Annotated in this window: 22 protein-coding genes, 1 rRNA gene and 1 riboswitch; of the genes, 20 read left to right on the forward strand and 3 right to left on the reverse strand. The window is 58.6% G+C overall.

The annotated features are described in order from the left end of the window. Positions 1 to 23 precede the first annotated feature (23 nt). On the reverse strand, positions 24 to 698 hold the full coding sequence (locus tag WMO17_RS03945) for a hypothetical protein (protein WP_349137527.1): 675 nt from the start codon (positions 696 to 698) through the stop codon (positions 24 to 26). A 151-nt stretch (positions 699 to 849) separates the two neighbouring features. After that, positions 850 to 2,541, reverse strand: a complete 1,692-nt coding sequence (locus tag WMO17_RS03950; protein WP_349137528.1) for a M3 family oligoendopeptidase — start codon at positions 2,539 to 2,541, stop codon at positions 850 to 852. A 202-nt stretch (positions 2,542 to 2,743) separates the two neighbouring features. Beyond that, positions 2,744 to 2,839, forward strand: a riboswitch (THF riboswitch). Between the two features lie 155 nt (positions 2,840 to 2,994). Here WMO17_RS03950 and WMO17_RS03955 point away from each other — a divergent pair. From WMO17_RS03955 to WMO17_RS03985, 7 genes are all read left to right on the forward strand, one after another. Then, the gene (locus WMO17_RS03955) at positions 2,995 to 3,507 is read left to right on the forward strand and encodes a folate family ECF transporter S component (RefSeq protein WP_097781364.1); all 513 of its coding nucleotides are present in this window, start codon (positions 2,995 to 2,997) and stop codon (positions 3,505 to 3,507) included. A 14-nt stretch (positions 3,508 to 3,521) separates the two neighbouring features. Then, complete coding sequence (locus WMO17_RS03960) at positions 3,522 to 4,796, forward strand: bifunctional folylpolyglutamate synthase/dihydrofolate synthase (RefSeq protein WP_349137529.1); 1,275 nt, start codon at positions 3,522 to 3,524, stop codon at positions 4,794 to 4,796. A 1,083-nt stretch (positions 4,797 to 5,879) separates the two neighbouring features. Next, a complete protein-coding gene (locus tag WMO17_RS03965) occupies positions 5,880 to 7,256 on the forward strand; it encodes an MATE family efflux transporter (RefSeq protein WP_223388192.1) in 1,377 nt (458 codons plus the stop codon). Positions 7,257 to 7,275: 19 nt separating this feature from the next. Then, positions 7,276 to 8,028, forward strand: coding sequence for an exodeoxyribonuclease III (locus WMO17_RS03970; RefSeq protein WP_097781367.1), 753 nt, complete (start codon positions 7,276 to 7,278; stop codon positions 8,026 to 8,028). Positions 8,029 to 8,079: 51 nt separating this feature from the next. After that, positions 8,080 to 8,565, forward strand: a complete 486-nt coding sequence (locus tag WMO17_RS03975) for a COG2426 family protein (RefSeq protein WP_005944184.1) — start codon at positions 8,080 to 8,082, stop codon at positions 8,563 to 8,565. 129 nt (positions 8,566 to 8,694) lie between these two features. Then, positions 8,695 to 10,083 (forward strand): Sapep family Mn(2+)-dependent dipeptidase, encoded by a 1,389-nt coding sequence (locus WMO17_RS03980; protein ID WP_337680211.1) that lies wholly within the window; start codon positions 8,695 to 8,697, stop codon positions 10,081 to 10,083. A gap of 8 nt (positions 10,084 to 10,091) precedes the next feature. Then, positions 10,092 to 10,526, forward strand: coding sequence for a DUF3842 family protein (locus WMO17_RS03985; RefSeq protein WP_044954000.1), 435 nt, complete (start codon positions 10,092 to 10,094; stop codon positions 10,524 to 10,526). Positions 10,527 to 10,833: 307 nt separating this feature from the next. On the opposite strand, the gene epsC is transcribed toward WMO17_RS03985, so the two are convergent. After that, positions 10,834 to 11,505: a serine O-acetyltransferase EpsC gene (epsC, locus tag WMO17_RS03990; protein WP_005944190.1), complete on the reverse strand. Its 672-nt coding sequence runs from the start codon at positions 11,503 to 11,505 to the stop codon at positions 10,834 to 10,836. Positions 11,506 to 12,000: 495 nt separating this feature from the next. Here epsC and WMO17_RS03995 point away from each other — a divergent pair, with 495 nt between their 5' ends. From WMO17_RS03995 to WMO17_RS04055, 13 genes are all read left to right on the forward strand, one after another. Then, positions 12,001 to 13,191: a dihydroorotase gene (locus WMO17_RS03995; RefSeq protein ID WP_097777454.1), complete on the forward strand. Its 1,191-nt coding sequence runs from the start codon at positions 12,001 to 12,003 to the stop codon at positions 13,189 to 13,191. A 57-nt stretch (positions 13,192 to 13,248) separates the two neighbouring features. Next, complete coding sequence (gene pyrF, locus WMO17_RS04000; protein WP_349137530.1) at positions 13,249 to 14,115, forward strand: orotidine-5'-phosphate decarboxylase; 867 nt, start codon at positions 13,249 to 13,251, stop codon at positions 14,113 to 14,115. Then, a complete protein-coding gene (locus WMO17_RS04005; protein WP_308595067.1) occupies positions 14,096 to 14,869 on the forward strand; it encodes a dihydroorotate dehydrogenase electron transfer subunit in 774 nt (257 codons plus the stop codon). Before pyrF ends, WMO17_RS04005 begins: the two co-directional genes overlap by 20 nt. Further along, entirely contained in the window at positions 14,869 to 15,795 is a 927-nt protein-coding gene (locus WMO17_RS04010; RefSeq protein WP_294648827.1) for a dihydroorotate dehydrogenase, read from the forward strand. The genes WMO17_RS04005 and WMO17_RS04010 overlap by 1 nt, the downstream gene beginning before the upstream one ends. Positions 15,796 to 15,928: 133 nt before the next feature. Then, on the forward strand, positions 15,929 to 16,522 hold the full coding sequence (gene pyrE / locus WMO17_RS04015; RefSeq protein ID WP_005944207.1) for an orotate phosphoribosyltransferase: 594 nt from the start codon (positions 15,929 to 15,931) through the stop codon (positions 16,520 to 16,522). Positions 16,523 to 16,543: 21 nt separating this feature from the next. Continuing rightward, positions 16,544 to 17,653 (forward strand): carbamoyl phosphate synthase small subunit, encoded by a 1,110-nt coding sequence (locus WMO17_RS04020; protein WP_005944209.1) that lies wholly within the window; start codon positions 16,544 to 16,546, stop codon positions 17,651 to 17,653. A 1-nt stretch (position 17,654) separates the two neighbouring features. Then, positions 17,655 to 20,906: a carbamoyl-phosphate synthase large subunit gene (carB, locus tag WMO17_RS04025; RefSeq protein ID WP_097774361.1), complete on the forward strand. Its 3,252-nt coding sequence runs from the start codon at positions 17,655 to 17,657 to the stop codon at positions 20,904 to 20,906. Positions 20,907 to 21,125: 219 nt separating this feature from the next. Further along, the gene (locus tag WMO17_RS04030) at positions 21,126 to 21,431 is read left to right on the forward strand and encodes an HU family DNA-binding protein (RefSeq protein WP_005944215.1); all 306 of its coding nucleotides are present in this window, start codon (positions 21,126 to 21,128) and stop codon (positions 21,429 to 21,431) included. Positions 21,432 to 21,687: 256 nt separating this feature from the next. Then, the gene (locus tag WMO17_RS04035; RefSeq protein ID WP_120080637.1) at positions 21,688 to 22,875 is read left to right on the forward strand and encodes a DEAD/DEAH box helicase; all 1,188 of its coding nucleotides are present in this window, start codon (positions 21,688 to 21,690) and stop codon (positions 22,873 to 22,875) included. A 216-nt stretch (positions 22,876 to 23,091) separates the two neighbouring features. Then, a complete protein-coding gene (locus tag WMO17_RS04040; protein WP_207698913.1) occupies positions 23,092 to 23,745 on the forward strand; it encodes a MerR family transcriptional regulator in 654 nt (217 codons plus the stop codon). Then, entirely contained in the window at positions 23,726 to 24,037 is a 312-nt protein-coding gene (locus WMO17_RS04045; RefSeq protein ID WP_005944222.1) for a heavy metal-binding domain-containing protein, read from the forward strand. The genes WMO17_RS04040 and WMO17_RS04045 overlap by 20 nt, the downstream gene beginning before the upstream one ends. Continuing rightward, positions 24,034 to 24,924, forward strand: a complete 891-nt coding sequence (locus tag WMO17_RS04050; RefSeq protein ID WP_207698912.1) for a CPBP family intramembrane glutamic endopeptidase — start codon at positions 24,034 to 24,036, stop codon at positions 24,922 to 24,924. The genes WMO17_RS04045 and WMO17_RS04050 overlap by 4 nt, the downstream gene beginning before the upstream one ends. Positions 24,925 to 25,466: 542 nt before the next feature. Next, positions 25,467 to 25,528, forward strand: a 16S ribosomal RNA gene (locus WMO17_RS04055); the annotation flags it as partial.

Below are 25,528 nucleotides of genomic sequence, written 5' to 3' on the forward strand. Positions count from 1 at the left end.
CTTTTGCTGTAAGCAGATAATGTTTACTTTACAAGGCTGCGCAGCACAACGCGGGCAGTGGAAACGTCGGAACCAAGCAGGGTGTCGTAGGCGTTCAGGATGTCGCGGATGGCCTGCAGGTTGTCCTTGGTCAGGGTGTAGGTCTTGGTGGAGCCGTCCTTGCCGGTAAAGGTGGCGGTGACGCTCTTGGCGGCAAGCCACTCGTTCAGCCAGCTGGTCTCGTCGTCCATATCGAACAGCTCATAGTCAAACCATGCCTTGAGGTCATTGTCGTAGCCGCCGATGAACTCTTCATCACAGGTGAAGTCGTAGTAGTTATCCTCGGTCTCTACCCGAACAGATTTCATGTCCAGCTTTTTATTGCCGAAGTAGGTCATGCCCAGACTGAGATACACGGTGGGATCATCGTTGGTAACGAACAGGTAGGGGTACAGACCGCAGGAGGCCTTTTCCATGCTGGCATCCTCGTGGGGAGAATCGATCTGCCAGCCCTCAGCCTCGCTGTCATAGGTGACAGTGAGCTTGGACAGGGCAGAGCGCAGCTGCGCCTCCGACACCGCATTGGTCACAGAAAGCTCTACCGGGGCAGGCTCGTCCGGAAGAGCGGGGCTCAGGGCAAAGGCGGAGACGCCGCCCATCAGGATGGCGGCGGTGCACAGGCAGGCGGCACCGCGCTTGAACAGTCCGGTCAGTTTCATAAGGATCTCCTTTCGCTTCACAGAAATGCTTTTTCTCTGTCCAGAGCATACCAGATTTTACGGTCCCTGACAGCAAAACGGCATGAATCGCCCCTCAGATGCATCAAAACGACCGTTCAGGCAGGGGAGCGGTGCGGATGAAAACGGCTTCTTATACCTGATGGGTCTCCAGCCAGTCGGTCATCTGCTGGGCGATGCCCTTAATGCTGCCCTCCTCAAAGGGAACTTTCAGCCCGGCGGTCTCCAGCAGCTCGGTGTAGCTGGCCATGCCTGCACGGCGCACAAGGCGCAGATAGCGCGCCCATGCGTCCTTGTGGTCGGTCAGGCTCAGCAGAAAGAACTGCAGTGCGGCCATGGTGGACAGGCAGTAGTCGATATAGTAGAAGGGGCACTCATAAATGTGCAGCTGACGCTGCCAGCCTGCACCGCGGCCATAGAAGGGAAGACCGGCAAAATCGATCCACGGGCGGTACTTCTTTTCCAGCTTGAGCCACTCGGCATTGCGTTCATCGGGGGTCAGGTCCGGGTTCTGGTACATGATGTGCTGGAACTCGTCCACTTCGCATCCGTAAGCAAGGAACACAAAACTGTCCTCAGCGTGGAGCAGAGCGTATTTGTCGGTATCCCGGCCGAAGAGCAGATGATGCCACGGTGCGGTCAGAAACTCCATGGCCATGGAGTGGATCTCGGCGCTCTCCATGCCGGGGCATTCCAGATCGGCAGGCACTTCGGGATCACGCTCGGCCACATAGCCCTCAAAGGCGTGGCCGCACTCGTGGGTCAGCACGTCCACATCGCCGGAGGTGTTGTTCCAGTTGGCAAAAATGAAGGGGGCCTTGTAGCTGGGCAGGCTGGTCATGTAGCCGCCGGACATCTTGCCGGGGCGGCTCTCCACATCGAACAGCTCGTTGTCCTGCATAAAGTCGATGAACTCGGCGGTTTCCGGGCTAAGCTCATGGTACATGGTGCGGGCGGCATCCATACGGGCTTTGTAGCCGGGAATGGGCTTGGGATTGCCGTCCTTGAACATGATGGGCAGATCGGTGAAGGTGGGGCGGGCAATGCCGGTGCGCTTTGCACGCAGGGCCATCACCTTTTGCAGCTGGGGCACCACATCGTTTGCCACCTGATCGCGGAATTTCCGGATCTCCTCCGGGCCGTAGCCGATGCGGTTCATGCGCACATAGGAAAGCTCACTGTAGTCGTGATAGCCCATCACCCGGGCCTGTGCATTCAGGTTTTTCACGATCTCGCCGTACAGCTCGTCCAGTTCGGCACGGTGGGCATCAAAATAACCGGCCTCGGCCTCGTAGGCGGCGCGGCGCACGGCAGGGTCCAGATCCTCCTTGTAAGGGCCCAGCTGCGGGATGGTGAGCTGTTTGCCGTCCAGCTCCACCAGTGCGCCGCCGTAGATCTGCTGGTAGCGGCTCACCAGAGCATTGAACTGCTGCTGCAGCTCCACGGTGCGGTCATCCATGCCCAGAACGGCATTCTTCATACCGGCCACACAGGTGGTGCCGAATTTTTCGGTCAGGACATCCACATGCGGGTTCGCAAGGAAAGCGCGGCTGATCTCCACGCTGGCGTTGGTCACAGCGGGGCCGTTGGCATCAAAGAAGTCCTGCTCGGCCTTCCAGTAAGCGTCGCGGGTGTCGCAGGTGTAGTGGATGTTGGCAAGGTTCGCGGCGGTGTTGTACTCTGCAAAGGCTTCGCTCTGCTCATAGTAGAGCCGGACAAGGGCATCGCCGTCCGGTGCGGCAGCGGCCTTTGCGGCCAGCTCCCTGCACCGGGCCAGCAGGGCACCGATGTCCGGGCGGGTATAGGTCATTTCGTTGAATTTCATCGGGAAACATTCCTTTCCGGGAGAAGACTCCATATTTAAGGTTAAACCCATCTTACCACGTTATGCGGCAAATGAAAAGGGGACACAGGCCAAAACCCGGCAGATGCTATGCACAACTGCTAAAAATTGGTACTGTGTTTTAGCAAAGTTATCCATTGATATGGTTGCAAGGCCGCAAAAAAAAGACTATAATAAAGCCATCAACAGAGTAAGACCATGTGCGTTAAGTGCCGCATCAACGGGGAGTTGTGCTGTGGACGAAGGTGTACCCGCGGTGCATGGTCTGCATCCCGCTGCTGCATGGACTTGGGTGCAGGCGAGACGGCTTGCGTCCCGCCCGGAAGTGAAAGTTGTTGGATTCACGCCCTCCTTTGTGCGGTTTGTCACAGGGAGGGCGTTTTTGTTTGTGCAGACCGCCCACCCGGTATTCCTTTTGCAAGGAGGACAGTTGATATGAACAACTCGAAAAATTCCGTCCGCACGCTCACCATGCTGGCCCTGCTGGTGGCAATGAGCATCGTGTTCAGCCGGGTGCTGAGCATCTCCACCGGCTTTGTGCGGTTCAATCTGGGCAGCCTGCCGGTGCTGCTGGCAGCGCTGCTGTTCGGCCCCGGTGCCGGCTTTGCTGTGGGCGCTGTGGCCGATATGATCGGCGGCGTGCTGGCAGGCTACGCCATCAACCCGCTCATCACGCTGGGCGCGGGTGCCATTGGTCTGGTGGCGGGGCTTGCATGGCAGAAGCTGCCTGGGCTGCGCACCGGCCTGCGGCTGCAGATCAGCGTGCTGCTGGGACACTTTGTGGGTTCCATGGTCATCACCTCGCTGGCACTGCGCATCTTCTACGGCTACCCGTGGGCAACGCTGGCAGTGCGCATCCCCAATGCACTGATCCTGGCTGCGGTGAACACTGTGCTGCTGCGCATCCTGCTGGAGAACCGTACCCTGATGAAGATGGTGAAAAAGTAAAAAGAGGCATTACAATGAATTACGAACAGGCAATGGAATACATCCATGCGGTCCAGTGGGCCGGCCACAAGCCCGGCCTGACGCGCACCCGCACCCTGCTGGCCGCACTGGGCGACCCGCACAAACAGCTCAGATTCGTGCATGTTGCAGGCACCAACGGCAAGGGCAGCACCGCCGCCATGATGGCATCCTGCCTGCAGGCCGCGGGCTATCGGGTGGGCCTGTACACCTCGCCCTTCATCAACCGCTTCAACGAGCGCATTCAGATCAACGGCGTGCAGATCCCGGACGAAGAGCTGGTGAAACTGGTGGAGCAGATAAAGCCCGCCGCCGATGCCATGGAAGATGTGCCCACCGAGTTTGAGATCATCACGGCGCTGGGGATGCTCTATTTTGCCCAGCAGAAATGTGAGATCGTGGTGCTGGAGGTGGGCCTTGGCGGCACGCTGGATTCCACCAACGTCATTGATGCCCCGGAGTGCGCAGTCATCACGGCACTGGGGATGGATCATGTGAAGGAGCTTGGTCCCACCCTTGCGGACATTGCCGCCGCCAAAGCGGGGATCATCAAGGAAGAGTGCCCGGTGGTGAGCTACGGCGGCGTGCCGGAGGCAGATATTGTTATCCGCCGCGTCTGTGCTGAAAAGCATGCCGAGCTGACTGAGGTGGATTTCAGCAGGCTGAAATACGAGGGCGGCAGCCTTGACGCAGTGGAGTTCGACTTTGACGGCCTGACGGATGTGCACCTGCCCCTGATCGGCAGCTACCAGCCGCGAAATGCGGCGCTGGCTATCACGGCTCTGCGGGTGATGCGCACCCATGGCTGGAACATCCCGGAAAATGCCATCCGTACCGGTCTTGAAACGGTCAGCTGGCCGGGCCGCTTTGAACTGCTGCGGCACGCGCCCGCGTTCCTGCTGGACGGCAGCCACAACGCCCACGGAATGCGTGCCACGGTGCAGAGCCTGAGAGACCGCTTCCCCGGGCAGAAGTTCGTTTTTCTGGTCAGCATCATGGCAGACAAGGATGTGGACCAGATGCTCAGCCTGCTGGCACCGCTGGCGGTGCGGTTCGTCACGGTGGCGGCGCACACGCCGCGCGCCATGCCTGCCGAAACGCTGGCAGAACACATCCGGGCCTATGGCTGCAGGGCGGAAGCGGCAGCTTCCATTGAAGCGGGCGTGGCCCGGGCGGTGGAGCTGGGCGGCGAAGGCCCGGTGTGCGCACTGGGCACGCTGTATTTCTCTGGCGATGTGCGGAAGGCGTTTGCGGAACTTGTGAAGGGCTGAAGATTTAAAATGGCTCCGCGTGCGCTGCGCCATCATCAGCGGAAAAATATTTTTATATTTGCAAATCAGGAAAATCTGCGGATTTTCCTGATTTGCTTTTTTCACGGTAAGGGCCGTAACGGCTGACGGCATCTTGCTGCTGTCAGCCTGCGGCTGTCGCGCAGCGGATAAAGCGAAAGCTTGCCCGCACGGCTTGTCGCGTAAGCGACTTCAAATCGGCGGAACACAAAAAATCCTTTAGCGAAGCGACTTGGATTTTTTGTATGGAGCCCAACAGCTTTGGGGTCTGAAAGGGGCGAGCAGCCCCTTTCTCGTTGCGGGGTGGGTGGAGTCCAGAGGCAGGGAGGGGGGACTCGAAACACCCCTCCCTGCCTCTGGCCCAGCGGAGCGTCCCCGGCGGCGATGATTTTTATAAAAGCTATGAAGCCTGTCCCACGCGACCGCTCTCTGCACAAGAAGCAACTTTTTCTGTGAAAAAGCAAACAAGCCAGCTCCGCAGGGCTGGCTTATTTGCAATAAAAAATAATTTTCCGCTGAAAATGCCCAGAGTGAAACGGAGGGCATTTAAATAGTTAGGCCTGCGATAGCACAGACAAAAAGAAAAAGCGGTGACTCGTGCAGGTTGAGTCATCGCTTTTCTTGCCCCTTGCGGGGCAGGCAGGGTAAATGATAAGAAGGTAAATGAAGAAAATAGCAATTTTAAGAACAAAGGTTTTGTGCTGAGCGAAGAACCGCTCGTAGAAGTTCATGTATCCAACGTAATGCCTTTGTTGGATACAACATACCACTTTTTTGGAAGAATTACAAGCCCTTTTTTCGATTTTTCACCAATAAACGTGCGAAAAATCGCATTTTTGGAGAAACGCACAAATTCAACGAGAAGTTCCCGGCAAACTGACGAACAAGCATAAAAATGAGCCGGTGCGGCCCGGAACAGCGGCAAAAAAGACGCAGAATGCGACAGTTCTTTACAAGAACCGGTCCGTGTGCTAAGATGAATACATTCAATGGGAAGTCTGCCCTGCGAAGGGTGGGCGTATGTGTCCGAGCGGGATGGCCCGGCACGGGGAAAGGAGCATATCAATGGAAAATCAGGCGGTGAGCGGAACAAAAAAGCCGCTCTTCGGAGGGCGGAAGCCGCTGTTCACACAAAAGGAACTGCTGCTGCTGACCGGCCCGCTGCTGGTGGAGCAGCTGCTGGAAGTGACCGTGGGTATGGCCGATACCATGATGGTGTCCCGCTGCGGCGAAGCGGCCATTTCCGGTGTCAGCCTTGTGGACATGATCAACAACCTCATCATCGTGCTGTTTGCGGCGCTGGCCACTGGCGGCGCAGTGGTGGTAAGCCAGTTTTTGGGTGCGCGGGAGCAGAAGGAGGCCGATGCAAGCTCTGGCCAGCTGCTTTTGCTCAGCGGCGTATTCGGTTTGCTGGTGGGGGCATTCTGTTTTGTTTTTGCAAGACCGATGATCCGGCTGTTCTACGGTGCCATCGATGCCGATGTGCTGGATGCCAGCGTGCTGTACCTGCGCATCATCGCCATCAGTTATCCGTTTCTGGCACTGTATAACGGCGGTGCGGCACTGTTCCGCAGCATGGGCAACTCCAAGATCTCCATGCAGATCAGCTTTTTGATGAACGTGATCAACATTGTGGGCAACGCAGTGTGCATCTTCGGATTTAAAATGGGCGTAGACGGTGTTGCATGGCCCAGCGTGCTGTCCCGTGTGGTGGCAGCGGCCCTTATCCTGCGCAAGTGCTACCAGAAGGGCAATGCCATCACGGTGCCAAAGACCACCCGGCTGGATGCAAAGATGACAAAGCGCATTCTGGGCATCGGCATCCCGTCCGCCTTTGAGAACAGCCTGTTCGAGGCCGGACGCATTCTGGTGGTGAGCATGATCTCCACCTTCGGCACAGTGCAGATCGCAGCAAACGCCGTGGCAAACAATCTGGACGGCATGGGCGTTATCCCCGGCAAGGCCCTGAGCCTTGCCATGATCACGGTGGTGGGCCGCTGCATCGGTGCGCGGGACGACGAGCAGGCTGTTTATTATACCCGCAAGCTGACGGTGTGGTCTTACATCGCAATGAGTCTTTCCAACGGTGCCATCCTGCTGTTTTTGCACAAGCTCATCGGCATCTACGCGCTGTCCGGTGAGACGATGGTGCTTTCTGAGCTGCTGGTACGTATCCATGCAGGCTTTGCCATCCTGCTGTGGACCCTGTCCTTCGTGCTGCCCAACGCCCTGCGTGCAGCCAACGATGTGAAGTTCACCATGATCGTGTCCATCCTGAGCATGGCGGTGTGGCGGCTGGGCTTCAGCTACCTGCTGTGCGTGCGCATGGGCTGGGGCGCTGTGGGCGTGTGGATCGCAATGATCATTGACTGGGTTTGCCGCGTGACATGCTTTGTGCTCCGCTTCCGCAGCGGTGTATGGAAAACCAAATATCAGGCATAACATAAAGAGGAGTATACCTATGAAACTGATCAGCTGGAACGTCAACGGCCTGCGCGCCTGCCTGACCCATGGCTTTGCCGAGAGCTTTGCGGCTCTGGATGCCGATATCTTTTCGGTGCAGGAGACCAAGATGCAGCCCGGTCAGGCGGATTTTGCGCCGGATGGCTACACCGAGTATACCTATTCTGCCGAGAAGAAGGGCTACTCCGGCACGGCCTGCTGGTGCCGTGAGCAGCCGCTGACCGTGACCGCCGGCATCGGCATTGAGCAGCACGACCACGAGGGCCGTGTGCTCACGCTGGAATACCCGGGGTTCTGGCTGGTGAACTGCTATACCCCCAACAGTCAGGACGGGCTGAAGCGTCTGGACTACCGCATGGAGTGGGAGGATGCCTTCCGTGCCTACCTGCTGGCACTGGACGCAAAAAAGCCGGTGATCCTGTGCGGTGACCTGAATGTTGCCCATAGGGAGATCGACATCAAGAACGACAAGACCAACCACATGAGCGCAGGCTTTACCGATCAGGAACGCGGCAAAATGACCGAACTGCTGGACGCAGGCTTTGCCGACAGCTTCCGCGTGCTGCACCCGGACGAGGTGAAGTACAGCTGGTGGAGCTACCGCTTCCACGCCCGCGAGAAGAATGCGGGCTGGCGCATCGATTACTTCATCGTGTCCCGCCGCATTGCCGATAAGATCCGCGCGGCGGAGATCCACAACGAGATCTTCGGCTCAGACCACTGCCCGGTGGAGCTGGACATTGACCTGTAACCTGTAAAAAAATGCCTGCTCTCCCGGAAAGAGCAGGAAAAAGGAGACTCTATGCTCAAAAGCTATCTGTTGGTATTTTTTGTTTCCATGGTGCCGCTCATTGAACTGCGCGGAGCCATCCCCATCGGGCTTGGCATGGGCCTGCCCATCCTGCCCACCTATCTGGTGTGCGTGGTGGGCAACATGATCCCGGTGCCGTTCATCTATCTGTTTGCACGCAAATTCCTGATCTGGGGCTACCACAAGCCCCTTATCGGGCCCATCTGCAAGTTCTGCATCGTCAAAGGCGAGAAAGGCGGCCGCGCACTGGAAGCCAAGGCGGGCCGCGGCCTTGTGGTGGCGCTGCTGCTGTTCGTGGGTATCCCGCTGCCGGGCACCGGCGCGTGGACCGGCACGCTGGCGGGTTCGATCCTGGATATGAAGTTCAAGGACGTGGTCAAGGCCTGCATGGGCGGCGTGCTGCTGGCGGGCATCATCATGGGTCTGGCCAGCGCGGGCCTACTGGGTGCGCTGAGCACCCTGTTCTCGGTGGGCTGAGAAAAAAAGACTGTGTTCTGGCAAAGAACAACAATTGACAATGGCATTTTGCCGCTGAGTATGCTAAAATAAAAAGGTGTTTTGAAACCGGCGGCGCAAAGCTGCCGGACAGAAAGGAACGATAAGATCATGGATCAGGCACTGAATCAGAAAATCGACGCATATATTGCGCAAAACAAGGAACAGCTGCTGAAGGATATTGCCGCTCTGGTGGCAGTCAACAGCGTAGAGGGCACCCCGGAAGAGGGTGCACCCTTCGGCGCAGGCCCCCGCGCCGCACTGGACAAGACGCTGGAGCTGGCTGCAGGCATGGGCCTTGCCACCCGCAACTGCGAAAACTACATCGGCTATGCAGAGCTGGCCGGCAAGGACCCTGAAAAGTATCTGGCGACCATCTGCCATGTGGACGTGGTGCCCGTGGGCAACGGCTGGACGGCCGACCCCTTCACCATGCGCATTCAGGACGGCTGGTTGCTGGGCCGCGGCGTTGCCGACGACAAAGGCCCCATGGTGGCTACCCTGTATGCCCTGAAGTTCCTCAAGGAGCAGGGCTATGAGCTGCGCTACCCCATCCGCGCACTGGCAGGCACCAACGAGGAGACCCACATGCAGGATGTGGACTACTACCTCAAGAACTACCCGGCTCCCGCTTTCTGCTTTACCCCGGATGCCGAGTTCCCGGTGTGCAACGGCGAGAAGGGCCTGTTCGGTGCCAAGATCGTCAGCCCGGTGTGCAACGGCGTCATCATGGAGATCGAGGGCGGCGTGGCAAACAACGCCGTGCCCGACCGTGCAAGTGCACTGGTCAAGACCGACATCTCCAAGCTGAAGAATGCCCCCAACATCACGCTGGAACCGGAAGGCGACGGCGTGCGCATCCGCGGCTGGGGCAAGTCCGGCCACGCAGCCATGCCGCAGGGCACCGTGAACGCCATTGGTCTGGTGGTGAACTACCTGCTGGACAATGACCTGTGCAATGAGACCGAGCGCGCCTATCTGGAGGCCGTGCGCAAGCTGCACGCTTCCACCGCCGGTGAGGGTCTGGGCATCAACTGCGCCGACGGCCCCTTTGGCCCGCTGACCGTGATCGGCGGCCGCATCTACATGGAAGATGGCCGCATTTTCCAGACCATGGACAGCCGCTTCCCCACCTGCACCAACGGCAAAAAGATGACCGAGCAGATCCGTGCCGCACTGGGCGACGGCGCTGAGCTGCGCGATGTGACCGCTGCCGAGCCCTTCTATATTGAAGCAGACAGCCCTGCCATTCTGGCCTGCATCAACACCTACAACGAAGTGACCGGCGAGAACGCCAAGCCCTTCACCATGGGCGGCGGCACCTATGCCCGCCACTTCCCCTATGCTGTCAGCTTCGGCCCCGAGCATGTGGACCTGCCGCTGCCGGAATTTGGCGGCCCGATGCACGGTGCAAACGAAGCGGCACCCATCGACAAGCTGCTGGAAGCCGTGAAGATCTATATCATCGCGTTGCTGCGCCTTGAGGAGATCGACTTCTGATGCAGCCGATGAATGTGCTCGTCATCGACGGGCAGGGCGGGGGCCTTGGCAAACAGCTGGTGGCAGCCTTGAGCACGCAGTGTCCGGAGGCCCGGCTCACTGCGGTGGGCACCAACAGTCTGGCGGCAAACGCCATGCGCAAGGCCGGTGCCCCGCGTGCCGCCACCGGCGAGAACGCCGTGGTGGTGAACTGCCGCAGCGCGGATATCATCGTGGGGCCCATCGGCATCGTCGTTGCGGATGCACTGCTGGGCGAGATCACGCCCGCCATGGCCACAGCCGTGTGCCAGAGCCATGCGACGCGGGTGCTCATCCCGGTGAACCACTGCGAAAACTATATCGTGGGTGTGCCGGAGCAGCCCATCAGTGATCTGGTGGCCGCTGCGGTGCAGAAGGTGAAAGCTCTCTGCGCCGGGGAAGGCTGCGGAAAAAGGGTTTATTGAAAATGCCCTCCGCTTGCGCTCTGGGCATCTTCAGCGGAAAAATATCTTATAATAGAGCAACAGCGGACAGCCTGCGGGCTGTCCGCTGTTGCATTTTCACGAAAGGAGGCCAAGAGGGAAACTTGATCTGTCTGTGCTTGCTTCCTGCGGAAACAGCCGCACAGCCGGGAAACAGGCCACTTCTTCATTGCGCCCGCTCCAGTGAAAAGGCAAGTCGGAAAATCCCGCAGGATTTTCCGACTTACTTCTAAAAAATATAAATTCCTTGAATAATGCCCAGAGCGCAAGCGGAGGGCATTCTGAATCGTTACGACTTCTGTCGTGCGGCGATCTGCGCTGCCGTGGGCGGGGTGTCGCCCTGCGCAGCGTTTTCCAGTGCGCCGAGGCGGCGGTCCAGATCGGTCAGGCGCTGGGCTACGATATCCGGCAGATCCTGCTGATCCAGATCGTCCGCCGGGTTCACGGCCTTGTTGTTGATGCGCACCACCTCGGCGGGCACGCCCACAGCGGTGCAGTTGGCGGGCAGATTGCGCAGCACCACGCTGCCTGCGCCGATGCGGGAGTTGTCCCCGATATACACCGGGCCAAGGACCTTGGTGCCTGCACCGATCAGCACGTTGTTGCCCAGAGTGGGGTGGCGCTTGCCGGTGTCCTTGCCGGTGCCGCCCAGAGTGACACCGTGGTAGATGGTGCAGTTGTCCCCGATCTCACAGGTCTCACCGAACACGATGCCCATGCCGTGATCAATGAACAGGCATCTGCCGATGGTGGCACCGGGGTGGATCTCGATGCCGGTGCGGCGGCGGCCATGCTGGCTGACCCACCGGGCCAGAAAGAACCGCTTGTGCTGGTATAGCCAGTGCGCAATGCGGTGATACACCAGAATGTGAAAGCCCGGATACAGCAAAATGACCTCCAGCACGTTGCGTGCAGCGGGGTCCTTGCGCTGGATGTTCCGCGCGTCCTCCAACAAACCCATGGGAAAACCCTCTCTTTCCTGATTCCGATGAAGCTGCTCTGAATAAAAATCACGCCTCTGCCATGAAAACAGCCTCTGACTCTTTTGACCATATTATAATAGCACACCCGGACGGGAATGTACAGCAATATGCTAGGAATTGACGTGACTAACCCTGAATCTGGCGGGGAAAAACTGCTTTTGGGTAGAGTAGCTAAAATTCCGGGAGGGAAGCGGCAAACCTTTTTGCAACAAAATATATGCGGAAGCATTGACACATTTCGCGCTTCTATGCTAAAATATTATGAAAAGATTCCAGACTTATAAAAGGAGACAGCACCATGCAGAAAAGCGCGATGTGCACCAAACTGAACAAGCAGTTCGCATCCGGTTTTGCCGTGGGTTCGTTGTTTCCTTTTTTTGTGGAATGAGCTTTTCCCTTTGCGGGGAAAAGTTTTTTTTTGCCCGTAAGCCGGAAAGCCGAACCAGACAAACGCAAATCAGGAGGGAACTGCGATGCTGCTTGTAAATGCTGTGAACACCGAAGGAAGACCGCTTGAGATTTTTGTAAAGGACGGCAGGATCGCTGCTGTAGGTCAGGAGCTGGAGGCACTGGCCGGGGAGAACGAAACGGTCATTGATGCCGGTGGGCTGACCGTGCTGCCCGCCTTTGTGGACCTGCACTGCCACTGGCGCACCCCGGGCTTTGAGTACAAGGAGGACATCGAGACCGGCAGCCGCGCCGCAGCCGCCGGCGGTTACACCTTCGTGAACCTGATGCCCAACACAAAGCCGGTGTGCTCTTCTGCGGCACAGGCGTTCATGGTGGAGCAGAAGGCTGCCGAAGTAGGCCTGTGCGATGTGAACCAGACCGTCTCCATCACCGAGAACTTTGACGGTGTGAGCATCGACCACCTCAAGACCCTGCCTGCCGGTGTGAAGTTCATCACCGAGGACGGCCACGGCGTGCAGGACAATGCCACCATGGCAAAGGCTTTCGCCATCTGCACCCAGAAGGATATCACCGTGATGAGCCATGCCGAGGATATGGAGATCAGCCCGTGGGACTACCGTCTGGCTGAGGACATCGAGACGGTGCGCAACTGCTGGCTGAGCGAATACTACCAGACCAAGCTGCACATGTGCCACGTGTCCACCCGCGGTGCGCTGGATGCCATCCAGATGGCAAAGCTGCGGGGGGCACCCGTCACCTGCGAGGTGACCCCGCACCACCTGTGGTTCACCAATGATACCTGCGATTACCGTGTGAACCCGCCCATCCGCACCGCCGACGATGTGCAGGCGCTGGTGGACGGCATCCGCACCGGCATCGTGGATGCCATTGCAACCGACCACGCGCCCCACTCCGAAGAGGACAAGCTCAAGGGCATGGCCGGTATGGTGGGCAGTGAGACCGCTTTCGGTGTCTGCTACACCAAGCTCTGCAAGCAGGAAGGCCTTCCGCTGGAAGTGCTGGTGCACCTGATGAGCACCCGCCCGGCAGAAATTCTGGGCCTTGCCAAGGGTCAGCTGGAGCCGGGCTACGACGCGGACTTTGTGCTGGTGGATCTGGATACCCCCTACACCGTGGACAAGGACAAGCTGCACTCCAAATCTCACAACACCCCATTCGACGGCGCTGAGCTGTACGGCAAGGTGTGCGCCACCATCAAGGGCGGCAAGCTGACCTATCAGGCAGAGGATTGAAAAAACAATACTATATAAGATAAGAATCGATAAGAGAGCAAACAGGAGGAACCCACAATGACCAACATGGATAAGCTTTACGAAGCAGTGGAAGCCCGCGGCCCGGTGTGCGTAGGTCTGGATACCGATTTCAGCTACCTGCCCGAGGACTTCGTGGACAGCACCCTGACGAAGGGTGAGAACATCGTGCGCTTCAACAAGAAGCTCATCGATGCCACCAAGGCCGTGGCTGGCTGCTACAAGGTGCAGATCGCTTACTACGAGTCTCTGGGCCTTGAGGGCATGAAGGCCTACGCCGACACCCTGAAGGCTGTGCGCGAGACCGGTGTGCCGGTGATCGCCGACATCAAGCGCGGCGACATTGCCAAGACCGCCGAGATGTACGCCATGGGTCACTTTACCGGCGATTTCGAGAGCGATTTCGTCACGCTGGCACCCTATATGGGTCTGGACTCCATCAGCCCCTACCTGCCCTACGCTGAAAAGCAGGGCAAGGGCATGTTCGTGCTCTGCCGCACCTCCAACGGCGGTGCCAAGGACTTTGAGTATGAGAAGCTGGCCGACGGCCGCCACGTCTACGATCTGGTGGGCGACAAGCTGAACGCTCTGGGCAAGGACTACATGGGCGAGCACGGCTACTCCTCCATCGGTCTGGTCATCGGCGGCACCCACATCGAGGAGGCCACCGAGATCCGTGCAAAGTATCAGGACAGCTTCTTCCTGATCCCCGGCTACGGCGCACAGGGCGGCAAGGCCGAGGACATTGCCCAGTACCTCACCAAGGGCAACGGCGGCGTGGTCAACTCCAGCCGCGGCATCCTGCTGGCCTATAAGAAGCAGCCGGGCACTGCCTTTGACGAAGCCGCTTACAACGAATGTGTGAATATGAAGGAGGCCATTGCTCATGCGTGCAGCCTGCTGTGAAGCCACTGTTCTGCGCAATGAGGTCATTGCCCCGGACATCCGCCTGCTGACGGTGGTCTGGCCGGACCGCGACCACGCACCCCACGCAGGCCAGTTCTTTACCCTGCGTGCGTGGGGCGCAGACGAAGCCCCCTTCCTGTCCCGGCCCATCAGCGTGCACCGCTGGAACCCGGACAGCAGCACCATCGAGTTTCTGTATCAGGTGGTGGGCGAGGGCACTGAAAAGATCGCGCAGCTCAAAATGAAGGATACCTTCCAGCTCACCGGCCCTATGGGCAACGGCTTTGATGTGCCGGACATCCTGAGCAAGTACAAAAAGATCGCTGTGGTGGGCGGCGGCATCGGCACCGCGCCCATGTTCCAGCTCACCCGCGAGCTGGCAGCGGCAGGTGTGAAGCCGGATGTGTTCTTCGGCTTCCGGGATGCCCCCTACTGCATGGAGGAGTACCGCGAGATCGCAAACCTTGTCAAGGTGTCCACCGACACCGGCGCGGTGGGCTTCCACGGCTTTGTCACCCAGCTTTACGACCCCGCCGACTACGATGTGGTGCTGGTGTGCGGCCCCACGGTCATGATGAAGAACGCCGCCCGCCTGTGTGCCGAAAAGGGCACCCCCTGCTTTGTGAGCATGGAAAAGAAGATGGCCTGCGGCATTGGTGCCTGCCTTGGCTGCACCTGCGAGACCAAGGGCGGCGAGGGCAAGAGCGTGTGCAAGAACGGCCCGGTATTTGATGCAACGGAGGTGTTCTTCTGATGGCTGACCTGAAAACCAACCTGCTGGGCTTTGTGATGAACAGCCCGGTCATCGGCGCATCCGGCACCGTGGGCTACGGTGTGGAGTACGAAGAGCTGGCAGACTTTGCCAAGATCGGCGGCATCTCCGGCAAGGGCCTGACCCTGCACGGCCAGTACGGCAACAAGGGCGAGCGCCTGTGGGAGACCCCCTCCGGCCTCATTAACAGCATCGGCCTGCAGAACCCCGGCGTGCAGCACTTCATTGACGTGGAGCTGCCCGAGATGCTGGAACTGAAGCAGAAGTACGGCACGGTGGCCATTGCTAACCTTGGCGGCCACAGTGAGGAAGAGTATGTGGAAGGTGCCTCGATGCTGAGCGACAGCGCAGTGGACATCGTGGAGCTGAACATCTCCTGCCCAAACGTCAAGGTGGGCGGCATGGCCTACGGCGTGAAAGCCGAAGCTGCCGGTGAGGTGGTGCGCATGGTGCGCGCTGCCTGCAAAAAGCCCCTGATGGTCAAGCTGAGCCCGCAGGCCGAGAACATCCCTGAGATGTGCAAGGCCGTGGAAGCCGCCGGTGCGGATGCCATCAGCCTGACCAACACCTTCCAGGCCTGCGCCATCGATCTGGAAAAGCGCCGCCCGGTGTTCAACAACATCTTTGCGGGCCTGTCCGGCCCGGCGGTGCGGCCCATTGCCCTGCGCATGGTGTGGCAGGCCGTGGGCGCTGTGAACATCCCGGTGGTGGGTCTGGGCGGCATCGCCACGGGCCGTGACGCACTGGAGTTCATCATGGCCGGTGCTGCGGCGGTGCAGGTGGGTGCCGCAAACTTTGCCAACCCCCGCGCCATGGAGACCATTGCCGACGAGATGGCCGCATGGATGGACAAGAACGGCGTGAAAACGCTGGACGAGATCCGCGGATGTGCCCGGAATGCTGAATAATCCAATTGATATACCAGAAAAATACTGATTTATACGCATAAAAACGAAGTCACTGCATAAATTTGCAAATCACGCAAAAGCGTGGTACAATACCGTTCAAAAGACATTTTTATAAAAGAGAGGGAGAAGTACAATGAGTGAAGCACTTGAGATCCTGAAGAGCTGTGACGCGTTCCTGGAAGGCCACTTCCTGCTGTCCTCCGGCCGCCATTCCAGCGCATACTGCCAGATGGCTTATCTGCAGCAGTACCCCGACCGTTGCGCCGAGGTGATGAAGACCGTGGCAGATAAGGTCAAGGAAATGGACGTGGATGTGATCGTCGGCCCGGCCATGGGCGGCATCGTGTACGCCTACGAGCTGGCCCGCCAGACCGGCAAGCGCGCCATCTTTACCGAGCGCGTGGACAATGTGATGACCCTGAAGCGCTTCGCCATCCACCCGGGTGAGAAGTGCCTCATCGCTGAGGACGTGGTCACCACCGGTATCTCCTCTCTGGAGACCAAGCGCGTGATTGAAGAGAACGGCGGCATCTGCGTGGGCATCACCTGCGTGGTGGACCGCACCAAGCCCGAGGCTCCGTCTCCCATTCCCATCGTGGCAAGCGCCCTCAAGCTGGACCTGCCCAACTACGCACCGGAAGAGTGCCCCATCTGCAAGGAAGGCAAGCTGCCGCTGGTGCATCTGGGCAGCCGCAAGATGAAGCAGGAAGCAAAGCAGACCCTGTAATGTGTTGAAACGAGGAAAACTATGAACGCATATCTTCTTTTGGCAAATGGCATGGTCTTTGCCGGCCAGTCGGTGGGTGCCGAGGGCGTCACCGTGGGCGAGGTGGTCTTTGCCACCGGCATGGTGGGCTTTCAGGAGACCCTGACCGACCCCAGCTACTATGGCCAGATCATCACCCAGACCTACCCCCTTATCGGCAACTACGGCATGAATAAGGACGACATGGAGTCCGACCGCATCTGGGCAAAGGGCTACATCGTGCGCGAGGCCTGCACCACCCCCTCCAACTGGCGCTGCGAGGAAACGCTGGACAGCTTTTTGAAAAAGAACAACACCATCGGCATTGAGGGCATCGACACCCGCCACCTGACCCGCATCATCCGCGAAAGTGGTGTGATGAACGGTGCCATCCTGACCACCTTCGACCCCGCCGACCCGGCCAACAAGGCCGAGACCGAGGCTCTGCTGGCTCAGATCCGCGCCTACGCCGTCACCGATGCGGTGAAGAATGTTACCTGTGAAAAGCCCGAGGTGTTCAACCCGCAGGGCGAGACCCATATCGTGCTGATGCACTACGGCTGCAAGCGCAACATCGTGCGCTGCCTTGTCAAGCGCGGCTGCAAGGTGACGGTCATGCCCGCCTTTGCAACGGCAGAGGAGATCAAGGCCCTTGCTCCGGATGGCATCATGCTGTCCAATGGTCCCGGCGACCCGGCGGAACCCGTGGAGGTCATCGAGAACCTCAAGCACATCTTTGAGCTGAACATCCCCACCTTCGGCATCTGTCTGGGCCACCAGCTGAGTGCTCTGGCAGCCGGTGCCAAGACTATGAAGCTCAAGTACGGCCACCGCGGTGCCAACCAGCCCGTGACAGACTTTGAGTCCGGCCGCACCTTCATCACCAGCCAGAACCACGGCTATGCTGTGGTGGGCGACGAGCTGCCCGCCGAGATGGGCGAGGTGGCACAGGTGAACGCCAACGACGGCACCTGTGAGGGCATCAAGTACAAGAAGTGGAACTGCTTTACCGTGCAGTTCCACCCGGAAGCAAACGGCGGCCCCAAGGATACCGAGTTTCTGTTCGACCGCTTCCTGAACAACGTCAAAGCAGCAAAAAAGGAGGCACGCTGAAATGCCGAAGGACCCTAGAATCAAGAAGGTGCTGGTCATTGGCTCCGGCCCCATCATCATTGGTCAGGCTGCGGAGTTCGACTACTCCGGCACGCAGGCCTGCCGCGCCCTGAAGGCAGAGGGCATCGAGACCGTTCTGCTGAACTCCAACCCCGCAACCATCATGACCGACCCGGATGTGGCCGACCATGTTTACATCGAGCCCATGACGCTGGAAGTCGTGGAGCGCATTCTGGACATCGAAAAGCCGGACTCCGTGCTGCCCAACCTCGGCGGCCAGATGGGCCTGAACCTGTCCATGGAGCTGGCCCGCTCCGGCTATCTGGACCGCACCGGCATCCGTCTGCTGGCCTGCAAGCCCGAGACCATCGACCGTGCCGAGGACCGCGAGCTGTTCAAGGAGACCATGGAAAAGCTGCACCAGCCCATCATCCCCTCTGAGGTGGTGGAAACGCTGCAGGACGCTCTGGCCTGCGCCGACCGCATCGGCTACCCGGTCATCGTGCGCCCGGCCTTTACCATGGGCGGCACCGGCGGCGGCATCTGCGAGACCCGCGAAAAGCTCATCGAGATCGGCACCAACGGCTTGCGCCTTTCCCCCATCCATCAGATTCTTGTGGAAAAGTGCATCGCTGGCTGGAAAGAGATCGAGTATGAGGTCATGCGCGACCACAAGGGCAACGTGATCACCGTGTGTAACATGGAGAACCTGGACCCTGTGGGCATCCACACCGGCGACTCGGTGGTCGTGGCTCCCTCCCAGACCCTGACCGACCACGAATACCAGATGCTGCGCACCGCTGCTCTGGATATCATCACCGAGCTGGGCATCGAGGGCGGCTGCAACTGCCAGTTCGCCCTGAAACCGGACAGCTACGATTACGCGGTCATCGAGGTCAACCCCCGTGTGTCCCGCTCTTCCGCACTGGCTTCCAAGGCCACCGGTTATCCCATTGCCAAGGTGGCTACCAAGATCGCCATTGGCTACACGCTGGACGAGATCACCAACGATGTCACCGGCAAGACCTGCGCCTGCTTTGAGCCTGCGCTGGACTACATCGTGGTCAAGTACCCGAAGTGGCCCTTTGATAAGTTCGTCTACGCCGACAAGTCTCTGGGCACCCAGATGATGGCCACCGGCGAGGTGATGAGCATTGGCAATAGCTTCGAGGCTGCCATGATGAAGGCAGTCTCCTCCATTGAGCTGGGTATGGACACCCTGACCCACAAGCCCTTTGAAGAGCTGACCGATGACGAGATCGTGGCCCACATGCATGTTCAGGATGCCGAACGCGTGTTCTGCGTGTACGAGGCCCTCAAGCGCGGCATCGACCACCAGACCATCTACCGCATCACCAAGATCGACTGGTGGTTCCTGGACAAGATGCAGCATCTGGCAGATCTGGAAAAGGGCCTTGCCAAGTGCAACGGCGTGCTGACCGAAGAACAGTACAAGACTGCCAAGAAGTACGGCTTCCAGGATAAGACCATCAAGCGTCTGGCTCAGGTGGACACCCTGCCTGTGGAGAACTACCGCGCTGGCTTCAAGATGGTGGATACCTGTGCTGCCGAGTTCTCGGCCAACACCCCCTATTTCTACTCCACCTACGACGGCGACAACGAAGCTGCTGAGTTCATTGCCGAGAAGGAAGCCGAAGCATCCGCCAAGGGCGAGCCCAGGAAAAAGAAGGTGCTGGTCTTTGGTTCCGGCCCCATCCGCATCGGTCAGGGCATCGAGTTCGACTACTGCTCGGTGCACTGTGTGTGGACCCTGAAGAAGCACGGCTGCGAAGCCATCCTTGTAAACAATAACCCCGAGACCGTCTCCACCGACTTTGACACCGGCGACCGTCTGTACTTTGACCCGCTGAACCCGGAGAGCGTGGACAACATCATTGCCACCGAGAAGCCGGATGCCTGCGTGGTGCAGTTCGGCGGCCAGACCGCCATCAAGCTGGCAAAGCACATGGACGAGATCGGCCTGCCCATTCTGGGCACCCCGGCAGATGCCATCGACGAAGCAGAGGATCGTGAGCGCTTCGACGAGCTGCTGGAGCGCTGCAGGATCCCCCGCGCACCGGGCCGCACTGTCTTCAATCTGGACGAGGCTCTGGCTGCCGCCGACGAGATCGGCCTGCCGGTGCTGATGCGTCCCTCCTACGTGCTGGGCGGTCAGAACATGATCGTGGCCTACACCAAGGCGGACGTGATCGAGTACATGGGCGTTATCACCGAGCATGTGGACATGGATCACCCTGTGCTGCTGGATAAGTATATTCTGGGCACCGAGTGCGAAGTGGATGCCATCTGCGACGGCGAAAACTTCCTGATCCCCGGCATTATGGAGCAGGTGGAGCGCACCGGCGTGCACTCCGGCGACTCCATCTGTGTCTACCCGGCACAGCACCTGACTCAGGCCGAGATCGACACCATGGTGGATTACACCGGCCGCTTTGCCCGCGAGCTGCATGTCAACGGTCTGGTGAACGTGCAGTACGCAGTTTCCAACGGCAAGGTGTACGTCATTGAGGTGAACCCCCGTTCCTCCCGTACCGTGCCGTATATCTCCAAGGTCACCGGCGTGCCCATGGTGGATCTGGCAGTGCGCTGTTGTCTGGGCGAAAAGCTGGCAGATATGGGCTACGGCACCGGCCTGCACCCCAACGCACCTTATGTGGCCGTCAAGGTGCCTGTGTTCAGCTTTGAAAAGCTGCACGGTGTGGATACCCAGTTCGGTCCCGAGATGAAGTCCACCGGCGAAGTGCTGGGCATTGCCCCCAACTACCACGATGCCCTGCTCAAGGGCCTCATCGGCGCGGGCTACACCTTCAAGACCCCCGGTCCTGCAAGCTGCTGCATCTTCACCGTGAAGGACAGCGACAAGCCGGAGTTCGTGGATATCGCATGGAAGCTCAAGAGCATGGGCTACAAGCTGTACGGTACCTCCGGCACCTGCGCATGGCTCAACAAGCATATGGTGCCCTGCAACGAGGTGCGCAATATGTCCGGCGAGTCGCCCAACATCGTGGACCTGCTGCAGAGCGGTCTGGTGGATTATGTGTTCTCTACCAGCGCTAAGGGCCGTGACCCCAAGCGCGACTCCGTCCGCCTGCGCCGCAAGGCTGTGGAGCTGAGCATCCCCTGCATCACCGCAGTGGATACCGCCAACGCTCTGGTGGACTGCCTGCGCAGTGATCACAGTCTGGAAAATATCCCGCTGGTGGATATTGCCACCCTGTATCACCGCAAATAATTACCTCACGAATTACCCGTAAAATGCTTTTTTGCAGCGCCCGCCAAAACAGCGGGCGCTGTATTTGTGAAGGACGGAGAGAGATTACATAAGTTCGTGCGCAATAAATGACGTTTTGTGCGCAATCTGTCGCAAACAGTGTGTGAATTATGTTATACTCAACAACGCAAAATTTGCCAAAAGACGTTACTTTTGGACACTCCAGGAGGATATAGATACATGACCCGTTCCCAGATGATCGAGACTGTGGCACGCAAGACCGGCTTCACCGAAGCACAGGTCGAGACCACGATGGATGCAATGTTTGACCAGATCGCCGACTGCCTGCGCGCAGACGAGAAGGTGACCATCGCAGGCTTTGGCCGTTTTGAGATGCGTCCCCGCAAGCCCAAGGCCTACACCAACCCCAAGACCAAGGTTTCCAGCCGTCTGGAGTCCACCTCCATCCCCGGCTTCAAGGCCAGCGGCCGCTTCAAGCAGAAGCTGGAAGCAGGCAAGGCTGCCAAGACTGAGGAAGCTGTCTGATCCTCAAATCAAATGCAAAGAGCTGTGCCCTCCACTCGGGGCGCAGCTCTTTTTGTTTGGAGCTCCCTCCGTTTCGCTTTTGCTCAACAGCTCCCTCGGAGAGAGAGCCTCGCCGTGCGGAAAAATCTCCCTCTGGGAGGAAGGTGGCATCGCATTAGCGATGACGGAAGGAGTTCGTTAAGAACCTGCTGACAAGTGCGGCATTTCATGCTATACTGGGTTCAGAATATAAAATGACAAAGGAACGGAGAATCAGATGCTTTACAGTGAGTTGCAGTGCAGCGATGCCATCCACAAGGCCGTGGAGCGCATGGGCTTTGCCGAAATGACCGAAATTCAGGAAAAGACCATCCCCGTCATGATGGCGGGCTATGACGTGATCGCAAAAGCCCCCACCGGCACCGGCAAGACCTGTGCCTTCGGCATCCCGGTGGCGGAGCATATCCTCCCGGAAAACAAGTACCCGCAGGCCGTGATCATGGCCCCCACCCGGGAGCTGGCCCAGCAGATCGCGCAGGAGCTGGAAGAACTGACCTATTTCATGCCCGAAGTGCAGGTGGCCTGCGTGTACGGCGGTGCCAACATGGAAAAGCAGGCAAAGCGCCTTGCCGAGGGCTGCCAGATCGTGGTGGCAACGCCGGGCCGTCTGATGGACCACTACAAGCACCATTCCATTGATATCTCCCATGTGACCCAGATCGTGCTGGACGAGGCCGACGAAATGCTGAACATGGGCTTCTATAAGGATGTGCGGCATATCATTGAAATGATGAAGGCCCGCAAGTCCCTCTCCATGTTCTCGGCCACCATCAGCCGCGAGGTAATGGACATCGGCTGGCTGTACCAGCACAACGCCGAGGAGATCACCGTTCAGCCCAAGGAAGAAAGCCAGCCCAAGATCACCCAGTATATGCTGGAGACCTCCGGCCGCAACAAGCTTTCCGACCTTGCACAGATCATCATTGGTGAGAACTACAAGCGGGTGATGGTGTTCTGCGATACCAAGTTCAACACTGCCACTCTGGCCAATCAGCTGGCACGGCTGGGCTTCTCGGTGGACTGCCTCCACGGCGACCTCTCCCAGAAGGAGCGCAACCAGATCATGAAGAACTTCCGGGACGGCAAGCTGGCTATTCTGGTAGCCACCGACGTTGCCGCCCGCGGCATCGATGTTTCGGATGTGGATGCCGTGATCAACTACGATGTGCCCAGTGAGAACGAACATTACACCCACCGCATCGGCCGCACCGGCCGTGCCAAAAAGGAGGGCGTGAGCTACCTGTTCTATGTGCCGGAGGAGAAAAAGCGGGTGCAGGAACTGCTGCGCTTGACCCGCAATACCGACCTGTGCACCCCGGTGCACTTCGACTTCAACCATGAGCACATTGTGGTGGAGAAAAAGCAGGACAGCGCCGACCGGTTCCAGATCAAGTGCTACTTCTGATAAAATAAGAACTCCTTCAGTCTCGCATTCGCTCGCCAGCTCCCTCAAGGAGGGAGCCTTTGGCAGTGCGGCAAAGTTTTATGTTTTGCCAAAGGCCCCATCTCCGAGGGGACTGTCTGCGAAGCAGACTGGGGGAGTCTCACTTTTCTATTAAAATCTATTGACCTTCCCCTTTCTGGAAGGTGTAACATAGGCACGTAAGGAGGCACCGGAACCATGAAGATCAACGAAGTGGAAGCCGCTGTGGGCGTGACCAAAAAGAACATCCGCTTTTACGAGGAGGAGGGGCTCATTACCCCCAGCCGCGAGCCGGGCAACGGCTACCGCAGCTACTCGCAGGCGGACGTGGAACGCCTGCGCCGCATCAAGCTGCTGCGCAAGCTGGATGTGCCGCTGGCCGAGATCCGGGAAATGCTGGAAGGGCAGAAGACGCTGGCCGAGGGAATGGCCCAGCAGCTGGAACGTCTGAGCACCCGCCGCAAGGATCTGGACGAAGCCATCGGCTTTTGCAAGCTGCTCCAAAAGGACTCCGGCAGTCTGGAAGAACTGGATGTGGAGCAGACGCTTGCGCGCCTTGCTGCACGGGAGAAACAGGGAGTGACCTTTGTGAACATTGAACGCACAGACCGAAAAGGCGAGCGCATCCGCGGCGCCTGTATCGGCGCTGCCCTTTTTGTGGCGCTGATGGCTTTTGTGATCGCAACGATGGCGTGGGCCTTTTACAGCGACCCGCAGGAAGCGCCACCGCTGCCGCTGCTCATCGTATTGTTCGGCATCCCGGTGGGGTGCATCGTGGGCACGCTGAAGGTGTTGCTGGAACGCATTGAAGAGATCGGAAAGGGAGAAGAAGATGCTTATCGTAACTATTAACGAAGTGCCCGGCAAAAAGCTGGAAGCGCTGGGCGTGGTGCGCGGCAGCACGGTGCAGAGCCGCAATCTGGGCCACGATCTGATGGCGGGGTTCCGCACGCTGGTGGGCGGTGAAGTGACCGACTATGCGGATATGCTCACCGAAGCCCGGCAGATCGCCACAGGACGCATGGTCAAGGATGCAGAGGCCCTTGGTGCGGATGCAGTTGTAGGGATGCGCTACGCTTCCGCCAGCGTCATGCAGGGCGCAGCAGAGGTCATTGCTTATGGAACGGCGGTGAAGTTCGTATGACCACAAAAGAAAAGCAGGGCTTCGGCCTTTATTTCCTGTTAGCATTTGGTCTGGCATGGCTGTGTCAGGTCGGCGGCTGCATGGTGCTGCTGCAAAAGCAGAATGCCGTGCTGTATCAGTTGGCGCTGGTCGCCACCATGCTCTGCCCGCTGCTGGCGGTGCTGCTGGTGCAAAAGGTCTTTCTGCGCCAGCCCACCGGCATCGGCTGGAAGGTGCAGGGCAAGCGCCGCTACTGGCTGGCGGCGTGGTTCGGCCCGGCGGTATTTACGGTGCTGGCCGCAGTGCTCTACTTTGCGGTGTTCCCGCATCGACTGGACCTCTCCGGCAGCTGGCTGGCAGCGGCCTACGGCGGCGAGATGGACGCTCAGACCCTGCGCAGGGAGCTGGGCGTATCCAACCTCAGCTACATGCTGGAAACAGGCCTGTTCGCGGTCACGCTGGCTCCGGTCATCAATATGTTCGCAGCTTTGGGCGAGGAAGCCGGCTGGCGCGGGTATATGATGCCCCACCTGAAGAAGCAGCTCGGCCTGCTCAACGGCCGCCTGCTGGGCGGCGTGATCTGGGGTGTCTGGCACTGGCCGCTGATGCTGCTGGTGGGCTACGAATACGGCACCAACTACTTGGGTGCGCCAGTGCTGGGCCTTTTCGTGTGGTGCATAGTCTGCTTTGCGCTCAATACCCTGTTGGACTGGCTCTATGAAAAGACCGGGTGCATCTGGGTTCCGTCCATCGCACACGGCGCATTCAATGCGGTGGCAGCGCTGTTTGTGGTTTTGACGAACCCGGCAGACAGCTATTACAATGTATTGGGGCCGGCACCCATTGGCCTGATCGGAATGCTGCCCATGCTGGCTGCTGCAGTCTGGCTGACCCTGCGAAGATCCTGAAAACCTGAATAGTTCCGGGAGAGGACTCTTCCGCTTTTGCCGCCGCAGCTGCAATGCAGCTGCGGCGTAGTTTTTCCTGCGGCCTGCTGCTGTTTTGGGGTGCACGCAAAAAAGAATGGAAAAAATCTGTCAAAAAGTGTTGACAAGGAGGCGGGGGTGTGGTATTATACTTGAGCGCCAAGCGCTGAGGCAAAAGAATGACTTCCAAAGCCTCGGCAGGAAGCCCTTGAAAAGAACCAATAGACGCAGAAAACACCAGTTGACACTGAGATGTTTGAAGCGCTCCAAGTTCAGAAAGTTCAAAAGCTTCTAAAAAATAAGGCTTGACAAAAAACCACTTCGGTGGTAAAATAAACAGGTCGTCAGCCGCAAGGCTGAGGCGCTACAGGACCTTGAAAATTGAACAATATCGAAAAACTTGTAAGGAACCTTTTAAGTGTTTGGAAAAACACTAAAAACAATTCCAAAAGTAATTCACACAGGACGCAAGCGATTGCGTGCTGAGCGAACAAGATTTAACACTTTAAAAGTGATAAATATCATTTATAAAGAGTTTGATCCTGGCTCAGGACGAACGCTGGCGGCGCGCCTAACACATGCAAGT

The sequence above is a fragment of the Faecalibacterium faecis genome, assembly GCF_040096475.1.
GTDB classification, from domain to species: Bacteria; Bacillota; Clostridia; order Oscillospirales; family Ruminococcaceae; genus Faecalibacterium; species Faecalibacterium taiwanense.